Genomic DNA, 6,313 nt, shown 5'->3' with positions numbered 1-6,313 from the left:
ACATTCAAGCGATTCGTAATAACGACATTACGTTTGGTATCGGACCTGCCGGAACTGGCAAGACGTATTTGGCCGTCGTCATGGCAGTGGCAGCACTGAAGCGTGGGGATGTTGAGAAAATCATTATCACACGTCCTGCCGTTGAAGCTGGTGAAAACTTAGGGTTCTTGCCCGGTGATTTGAAAGAAAAGGTCGATCCTTACTTGCGACCAATTTATGATGCGCTGCATGCCATTATTGGCGCGGAACATACAGAACGTCTGATGGATCGTGGGACGATTGAAATTGCACCACTTGCCTACATGCGTGGTCGTACCTTGGACAACGCCTTTATTATTTTAGATGAGGCACAGAACACAACACCACAGCAAATGAAGATGTTTTTGACCCGCCTTGGTTTTGGCTCGCATATGATTGTGAATGGTGACGTGTCACAGATTGACTTGCCAACAAAGGTACGGTCAGGCCTGATTCAAGCCAAGCAAGTGTTGGCAAATGTCTCACATATTACATTTATTGAATTTGCCGCGGATGACGTTGTACGTCACCCAGTCGTTGGGGCGATCATTAACGCCTATGACGCATTTGATGCCGCAAAAAATAAGCAAACAGAGAAGAAGGATTAAAGATTATGGATTTGGCGATTATTGACCAATCAAAGCCCGGAGTACCGGCAGAGCAAATTGAACTTGTTGAAAAGGTGCTAGATTACGCTGGTAAGTATATGAAGTTGCCAGATGATACAGAGATGTCAGTCACTTTTGTTAACAATGATGAGATTCAACGTTATAACCGTGAGTATCGCGGGCTTGATAAGCCAACAGACGTCATTTCTTTTGCAATTGAAGAAGACGGTGACGATATGCCACTGATGATGGATGAGGATATGGCTGAAGATTTGGCCAAAAATATCGGTGATATTATCGTGTCTGTGGATAAGATTGGTGAACAAGCCGAATACTTGGAGCACTCATACGAACGTGAGCTTGGCTTTTTGGTCGTTCATGGTTTCTTGCACTTAAACGGTTATGATCACATGCGTAGTGATGAAGACGAAAAGATTATGTTTGATTTACAACGCGAGATTTTGGATAGCTATGGACTTACACGATAAGAAAAAGGCGACCGAACCGGCGCCACAAATTGAAAAGAATACGCACTTTCTACAAGCGCTAGGCCATGCCCTCGAAGGAATTGGCCAGTTACTTGTTCGCGAACGAAATATGCGCTTTCATATTTTTGCGGCAATTGTCGTCTTACTTGTCGGGATATATGTTAAGCTAGGACGGTCGGACTGGCTGTGGATTACGGTGGCTGTTTTTACCGTGATTATGGCCGAGTTCGTTAATACAATGGTGGAAGCAATCGTTGATTTGATTGTCGGTGAAAGTTACCACCCATTGGCGAAAGTCGCAAAAGATGTGGCTTCTGGGGCTGTTTTGGCAGCCGTTGCCTTCGCAATTGTCGTGGGTGTGTTGATTTTCCAGCCTTACATCTTGCCGAATTTGCAGATGTTGCTGGGATAAAGTTGTGCGTGGTAACACGTGGATTATACAGAAAGAACAGAGATTTTATACATGAGTGAACAAGGATTTAAGTCAGGTTTCGTGGCCTTGGTTGGTCGTCCAAACGTTGGTAAGTCAACGCTTTTGAACAAGATGATTGGTGAAAAGATTGCCATCATGTCACCTAAGGCACAAACAACCCGTAACAAGATCCAAGGAATTTACACCACCGATGAGGGTCAAATCGTCTTTATGGATACACCAGGTATCCATAAGCCTCATAACTCACTAGGTGATTTTATGGTGAAGACAGCCATGTCAGCTTTACGTGAAGCAGACATGGTTTGGTTCTTGGTGAATGCCGACGAACCACGTGGGGCCGGGGATGATTTCATTATTAATCGCTTAAAGGACACGAAGACGCCAGTTTATTTGATCATTAATAAGATTGACTTGGTGAACCCAGCAGATTTGTTGACGATTATTGATGATTACCGCCAACAAATGGAGTTTGCCGAAATCTTCCCAATTTCAGCTTTGAAGGGGGATGGCGTGCCTGAATTGTTGGATTTTGCGATGGATAAGATGGCAGAAGGTCCACAATATTACCCAGCTGATCAAATCACGGATCACCCAGAACGATTTATCATGAGTGAGTTGATTCGTGAAAAGGTCTTGCAATTGACACGTCAAGAAGTGCCACACTCAGTTGCGGTGGTGATTGATAAAATTGAGCGTCAAGATGAAAATCACTTGCATGTGCAAGCGACGATTGTTGTTGAACGACCAACGCAAAAGAACATTGTCATTGGTAAGCAAGGGGCAATGATCAAGGAAATCGGTGTGCGGGCACGTAAGGATATCGAACGTTTGCTTGGTGATAAGATTTTCTTGGAGACATGGGTTAAGGTTGAAGAACGTTGGCGTGATAAGCCACAAGCACTTCAAACTTACGGTTACAAGGAAGATTCAGATATTTAATTTGGCGAGAAAGAGACTACCTAGTCTCTTTTTTACTAGGGGATGGGTATGGCAGAAGTATTTGATGCAATTGTGATGTACCAGCAAGACCGCAAGGAAAAGGATCTGATGGTTAAGATGCTGACCAAGCAGGGTGGCAAGCGGATGTTTTACATTAAAAATGGCAAGTCAAAGCGGTACCAATTCGCAGCGGATGTCCAACCGTTAACGGTCGCCACGTTTGAAGGAACTTTAAATCCAACCGGTTTGAGTTTTATTAACGCTGTTAAAGAGAGCCACCAATCACGTGAATTGATGATGGACGTCACAAAGAATGCCTACATGACTTACATCTTAGGGTTGATTGACGCGGCATTTGTCGATAATCAGCCGATTGGTAAGTGGTATGAATGGGCCCGCTTGGCGATTGAAAAAATTGAGAGAGGTCTGGATCCACAAGGCATTGCCAATTTTTTTGAAATCAAATTGTTGCCGGCATTCGGTCTTGAACCGACTTGGGGTGAATGTGTTGTTTGTGGTCGACGTGATTTACCACTTGATTTCTCCGAGAAGCTAAACGGGACACTGTGCCAGTTGCACTGGGATCAAGATGAACAACGTATGAATGCTAATCCACGTTCTGTGCGTGTGCTATCACAACTTAACAAAATTGACCTAAAACAGTTAGGTTCGTTGTCGCTAAAAGAAGAGACTAAGCATGATATGGCACGCGTGATGGATAAGATTTATGATGACCAAGTCGGCGTACATTTACGTGCCAAAAGTTTTATTCAACAACTAGACGGCTGGTCACAACGTCTCGCCCAACGCGGCCAACAAAAGCCAATTGACGAGTCAAAATAGATGACAGGTAGCGCTAATATCACTTATAATAAGTGTATAGTAAAGAAGCGAACGGAGAATTGACATGGATTTTGATTTGGATAAGTTGAAGGACCAAGCTGGTGATCTTTTGGAAGGCGCTGACTTGAACGAATTGAAGGAAAAGGCCGGTGACTTGCTAGGCGACAAGGCGGACATCTTAGATAACGTTGATATGGATGACGTTAAGGATAAGTTGTCAGGATTCCTTGGCAAGTAAGTACGGTATGAATCAGTTAGAAAGCGATGTCCCTTTTGGGGGATATCGCTTTTTATTATGCCCGATATTTACAAGTACGTGACATAGCGCACAAGCGAATGTTAATGTGGTAATCTATTCGTTAGTGTTTAACGAGGGAGTAGAGAAATGCAGTATCTTAAACAAGCTTTGCGTGAAGCGACGTCACCAACCAATATTAAGCGTGATTTAGCCTTGATGAATCGGTTTCAACGGGTGTATCTGGTCATTATTATGGCTGTTACGATTTGGGCCTTCGTCTATACAGGTGATTATTCATCATCAGGATGGACGAGTTTAATTACCGGGTTGGTATTGGCTTTTTACTTAATCATGTTAGCGAGTGGCCGGTTAACGAACTTTTTCTGGGGGCTCCTGACCAATGGCATCTGGTTATTAATGTCCATTCACAACCATTTGGTCGGTGACATTCTCAATCAAGGCTTCTTTTTTGTGATGCAGTTTGTGGGGATGGTTGCCTGGTACAAGCAGCTAGCCCAACAACAAGACAGTAGTCAGATGCAAGCGAAGCGTATCGGCCCTAAAATGATGGGATGCCTTGTCGCAGGGGCAGTTGTGGTTTATGGTGTCGTTCTAGCCGTTGCCAAAACGGCACATGGTAATCAAGTCTACCTCGACTCCTCACAATTACCGCTGGGGATGTTGGCACAAATTTTGGCAACGTATGGCTACCTCTCGCAGTGGGTTGTCTGGTTGTTAGTTGATGCGGTTGGCCTGTTATTATGGTGGAATCAAATCCAGGCCGGTGGGTCAGGCGCATTAGGGATGTTTGTTTTGATGATCGTGAAAACGTTCAATGCGTTTTATGGCATGTACTTGTGGTCAAAGACAACTGAATATTGAGATTAATTTCGTTGACATTCAACGGCTGAGTGATAAACTTATTAGTTGTAATAAGCGATGAAAGCAGAAGAATTCCGTGAAATCAGTCCAGCAAGTCACCGGTGATGTGAGGGTGATCTGATTAGCGTAAGGGGCACTGCTGGAGCACAATTTAATCCAATGAAGCTGCTAGGAGTTTTCCTAGAAGTAGGGTGGAACCGCGAATTATCGTCCCTACATCAATCATTTTTTATGGTGATTGGTGTAGGGCTTTTTATTTGCTCGAAGCCAACCACGAGAAAGGAATTTGTCAATATGAGCGCAAAAATGAGTGTGCAAGACATTATTTTGACGTTGCAAAAGTTCTGGGCTGACCAAGGCGCAATGCTGATGGAAGCTTACGATACAGAAAAGGGTGCGGGTACGATGAGCCCTTACACGTTCCTACGTGCCAATGGTCCTGAGCCATGGAACGCGGCTTACGTGGAGCCATCACGTCGTCCTGCCGATGGACGTTACGGTGATAACCCAAACCGTTTGTACCAACACCACCAATTCCAAGTGGTTATGAAGCCATCACCCGACAACATTCAAGAATTGTACTTGGATTCTTTGAAGGCCTTGGGCATTGATCCATTGGAACACGATATTCGTTTCGTTGAAGATAACTGGGAAAACCCATCAATGGGTGCCGCTGGTATCGGTTGGGAAATCTGGTTGGACGGTATGGAAGTCACGCAATTTACGTACTTCCAACAAGTTGGTGGTATCCAAGTTGATGCCGTAACATCAGAAATCACGTATGGTTTGGAGCGTTTGGCTTCATACATCCAAGACGTCCCAACGGTGTACGATTTGGAATGGGGTAACGGCGTTTTGTACGGTGACATCTTTAAGGAGCCAGAGTACGAACACTCAGTTTACTCATTTGAAGAATCAGACCAAGAAATGTTGTTGCGTCACTTTAACGAGTACGAAGCTGAAGCTAAGAAGGCTTTGGAAAAGGGCTTGGTTCACCCAGCTTACGACTACATTTTGAAGTCATCACACACGTTTAACTTGTTGGATGCCCGTGGCACAGTGTCAGTTACAGAACGTGCAAAATATCTATCACGTATCCGTAACATGGCCCGTTCAGTTGCGCGTGCCTTCATTGATGAGCGTAAGAAGCTTGGTTTCCCATTGTTGAAGGACGAAGCTTTGCGTGCGAAGTACTTGCCTGCAGATGAGGAGGAAAACTAAGATGGCTAACTTTTTGCTAGAAATTGGTTTGGAAGAAGTTCCGGCCCACTTGGTGACGCCCGCAATTAACCAATTGGTTGAGCGTGCCGAAAACTTTATGGCCGACGAGCGTTTGGCATACGGGGCAATTAAGCCTTTCTCTACGCCACGTCGTTTAGCAGTGTTGATTTCTGATGTTGCTGAAAAGGCTGAAGACTTCCAAGAAGAAGTTAAGGGGCCTGCTAAGAAGGTCGCACTTGATGCTGAGGGTAACTATTCAAAGGCAGCCCAAGGATTTGTCCGCGGTCAAGGGTTGACGACTGATGACATTACGTTTAAGGAATTTAACGGTAACGAGTACATCTACGTTACAAAGTTTGAGGCTGGAAAGCCAGCGGCTGAAGTTTTGACGGGCTTCAAGCAAGTTATTGAGGCGATGACGTTCTCAACAACGATGAAGTGGGGTCGTCACACGTTTGAATACGTCCGTCCAATTCGTTGGATGGTCGCATTGTTGGATGATGAAGTTGTCCCATTTGATATCTTGGGAGTTGCAACGGGTCGTTCATCACGTGGACACCGTTTCTTGGGTCATGATGTTGAAATTGCATCAGCTGACCAGTACGAAGAGGCCTTGACGTCAGTCTTTGTACAAGCAGATGCC

General features: G+C 44.8%; 9 protein-coding genes. All 9 read left to right on the top strand.

Annotated features, from left to right (window positions below; translation table 11 throughout):
* On the top strand, positions 1-626 hold a 626-nt coding region (locus tag WEIDD23_RS08820), incomplete at its 5' end, for a PhoH family protein (RefSeq protein WP_156469619.1).
* 5 nt (positions 627-631) lie between these two features.
* Positions 632-1,114, top strand: coding sequence for an rRNA maturation RNase YbeY (ybeY, locus tag WEIDD23_RS08815; protein ID WP_010372976.1), 483 nt, complete (start codon positions 632-634; stop codon positions 1,112-1,114).
* Positions 1,098-1,526, top strand: coding sequence for a diacylglycerol kinase family protein (locus WEIDD23_RS08810; RefSeq protein ID WP_010372974.1), 429 nt, complete (start codon positions 1,098-1,100; stop codon positions 1,524-1,526). The genes ybeY and WEIDD23_RS08810 overlap by 17 nt, the downstream gene beginning before the upstream one ends.
* A 51-nt stretch (positions 1,527-1,577) precedes the next feature.
* Complete coding sequence (era, locus tag WEIDD23_RS08805; protein WP_010372971.1) at positions 1,578-2,486, top strand: GTPase Era; 909 nt, start codon at positions 1,578-1,580, stop codon at positions 2,484-2,486.
* 48 nt (positions 2,487-2,534) lie between these two features.
* Positions 2,535-3,329, top strand: coding sequence for a DNA repair protein RecO (gene recO, locus WEIDD23_RS08800; protein ID WP_010372968.1), 795 nt, complete (start codon positions 2,535-2,537; stop codon positions 3,327-3,329).
* A 64-nt stretch (positions 3,330-3,393) separates the two neighbouring features.
* Positions 3,394-3,567, top strand: coding sequence for a hypothetical protein (locus tag WEIDD23_RS13705; protein WP_010372965.1), 174 nt, complete (start codon positions 3,394-3,396; stop codon positions 3,565-3,567).
* Between the two features lie 147 nt (positions 3,568-3,714).
* Entirely contained in the window at positions 3,715-4,449 is a 735-nt protein-coding gene (pnuC, locus tag WEIDD23_RS08795) for a nicotinamide riboside transporter PnuC (protein ID WP_010372962.1), read from the top strand.
* Positions 4,450-4,743: 294 nt separating this feature from the next.
* A complete protein-coding gene (gene glyQ, locus WEIDD23_RS08790) occupies positions 4,744-5,670 on the top strand; it encodes a glycine--tRNA ligase subunit alpha (protein WP_003610409.1) in 927 nt (308 codons plus the stop codon).
* 1 nt (position 5,671) lies between these two features.
* A partial coding sequence (locus WEIDD23_RS08785) for a glycine--tRNA ligase subunit beta (RefSeq protein ID WP_242865484.1) occupies positions 5,672-6,313 on the top strand: 642 nt, incomplete at its 3' end.

The sequence above is a fragment of the Weissella sp. DD23 genome (assembly GCF_001579105.1).
Classification (GTDB): Bacteria; Bacillota; Bacilli; order Lactobacillales; family Lactobacillaceae; genus Weissella; species Weissella cibaria.
This window is presented reverse-complemented; position numbering and strand designations above follow the sequence as displayed.